The 2,611-nt window shown below is 68.0% G+C and carries 2 protein-coding genes; both read right to left on the bottom strand.

All coding sequences use genetic code 11. The features are described 5' to 3' along the window. A partial coding sequence (locus ACLL97_RS07110; RefSeq protein WP_411279778.1) for an HAD family hydrolase occupies positions 1–408 on the bottom strand: 408 nt, incomplete at its 3' end. Further along, the coding region (locus ACLL97_RS07105) for a helicase-related protein (protein ID WP_411279777.1) at positions 366–2,611 on the bottom strand (2,246 nt) is incomplete at its 5' end. The genes ACLL97_RS07105 and ACLL97_RS07110, both read right to left, overlap by 43 nt.

Raw genomic sequence — 2,611 nt, 5'->3', positions numbered from 1 at the left:
CGCAGTCTCCTCGAAGGTCACGATGGCGTCGAAGGCCTGATCCAGCCCGACATGCTCGAGGGATCGGGCCGTCATGCCGCGTCCCTTGCTGGTGACCAACGCGGTGCCATGCCCCTGAACCCTCGCCCAGGCGATGGTGTCGAGCACGCCGGGATAGGCCGTGGTAAGCCGAGGCAGGTGGATGCTCTGATAGTCGCGATAACGCTCGACCAGCGATTCCACCTCCGCCTCGCCCGCACACCACTCGGCCAACTGCGTGCGCAGCGGCGTCCCGATCCCCGCCACCCACTCCTCGGTGGTGGGCGCACGCTGGCGCCCTTCGAAGGCGAATCGCATGGACTCCAGGAGCAGCCCGATGGAGTCGATCAGGGTGCCGTCGAGGTCGAACAGCAGCGCGTGTCGTGGCATGCTGAAGTGTAATCGGGACCGATCAGCAGCAAAGCACGGACGCGACACGACCGCGGAGCCGTTTCCACGGCCGCCGACGAGGGAGGATCCCGCGCCAGCTGCGCCAGCGCGAAGTGCGCCAGGACGGGCTCTCGCTGCCACGCGGTCATCCAGGCCCTCGGTGAACTCCGTGGCATCGCCTCCGCCAAGGCGCACCACCGCGCTATGGCATCCTCGGCCCCGGATCCCCGCGCCCGCTCCACGACCTGCTCGGCATCGACAATGGCTCCCCGCAGCGCGACGCGTTCGATGGGGCCGCATTGCTGCACGAATTCTGCGAGGTGCCTGGCGGCGCGTTGCGTGAGTGGCGTCAGCGCGTGATCAGTGGGGCCGGCGTCATCGCGCGCCACACGACGCGCGTGCCAGCGGCGTATGTCGCGGAGTGCGTTGCGAATCGGAACCTGGAGCGCGGCGCGCGATGGTACGCCGACGGCGCCCGCGCTGTCGGCGATGATCACTGCGCGCAGCAGTGCTCGCACGCGTGCGCTGACGATGCGACGCCTGCGGTTGGTGGGATGCGCGCATCCACAAAGCAGTATCGACTGTCTTCCGTGCTCAACGAGCGCGATCCACGCCGTCTCCAACTGACTCCGCATGGCAGCGACCGCGAGCGCGCGCGTCGGCTCGCCTGCATCGCTCCCTTCGATGGCCACGACCCATTGCTGCAGTCGCGCGTGCAATCGTGTGGCCGCCTCCGCCGCGCTTTCGCGACTCGGCGTCGCGTGGTGGCGCTCGCGCAAATTGATGCCGCCCGCGAAGCGTTTCGAGAGCGCCGCCTTTTGGGCCAGCCGACGCTGCAACCGGAGCGCGCGATCGCCATCGGGGGGCGGCGCAAAGTGGTACACGTGCACCACTGCGTGCGGAGACCCGAGGCGTGCGCAGCGGCCCACGCGTTGTTGTCGCAGCGCGTCGGTCCACGGGAGATCGAGATGCACGACCACGCCGGCGTCTTGGAGATTCACGCCTTCCGCGAGGAGGTCGGTGGAGAGCATCAGACGAATCGCCTCGTGCGCCGACGGTGGCGGGCGTTCCTGCGCGAGCGGGGCGAAGCGGGCGAGTGCCTCGCTGCGGCCGATGCGCCCACTGGCGATGCGGGCGTGCGTGCTGGAGAGCAGACCAACACCGGCGATGTCGGACAGCGCGCGATGCAGGGCACCGATGGTGTGTGTAAACTGGGAGAAGGCGATGACGGGCGTGTTGGGGTGCGCGTGCAGGATGGCGCGAAGGGCGTCGGCGCGTGCGCTATCGCCAGACGCGGTCTGTGCATGCTGTTCGGCAAGCCGGCTGAGCGCTTCGAGATGGGTGTCAAGCCGCTCGATGAGAGGGGCGCCGTCCACTTCATGACTGGCCATCAGTTCAGGGAAGGCGAGCTGCACCTCGTGGTCACCCACGAGCCAGCTGCGCAGCTCCGACTGCGTGGGATGACGTCCCGCGCGCAACGCTTGACGAAGTGCGTCACCGCGCAAACGACGCTGCCGAAGGGCGTGCGCCAATGCGGCATCGCTGGAGCACCAGGCGCGCAGCAGTCCGAGGCGGATCAGCGCGCCGGCCACGGCACCATCATGGGCGGGAAGGGGAGCCGGCAGCGCCAGAATCTGGGTGAGCGTCGCACGGTCGTGCGGCATCTGAAGGGGGGCGTGTTGCTGCACGCGGGGTCTTTTCAACTCCGGTAAACTGACCAACGCGGAGGTCTGTATGTTCGATCGTCGGATCACGACCTGCGCCAGCATCGCATCTGACAGGAGATCGGCGCGTGACCCCAGGAACAACGCCAGCAGATTTCGCAATTCAACCGTGCGGTTGTGCAACGGCGTAGCGGACAGCAACAGGGTGTCACAGCCGGCAACGAAACGGGCAATCGCGGCATAGCGCGCGGTGCGCCGTGTGCGCAGGTAATGCGCTTCGTCGACAATGACCAGTGTGCGCAACCGCGCTCGCTCGCGTACCACTCCCTGGGGTACGGTGCCGGCCGCTGTTGCGTGATGGGCGCCGTCGTGGCGGGAGAAGCCGTGCACGGAGTGCAGTCGTATGTGCGGCAGGTGCGCGTGAGTGATCGCGGTGCGCCACATGGGTTGCAGGGCGGCCGGTGCAATGATGTGCACCTGGTCGTACGCACCGGCCACGGCGAGCGCGGTGTACGTTTTGCCCAGGCCCACGTCATCGG

The sequence above is a fragment of the Gemmatimonas sp. genome (assembly GCF_046594945.1).
Classification (GTDB): Bacteria; Gemmatimonadota; Gemmatimonadetes; order Gemmatimonadales; family Gemmatimonadaceae; genus Gemmatimonas.
This window is presented reverse-complemented; position numbering and strand designations above follow the sequence as displayed.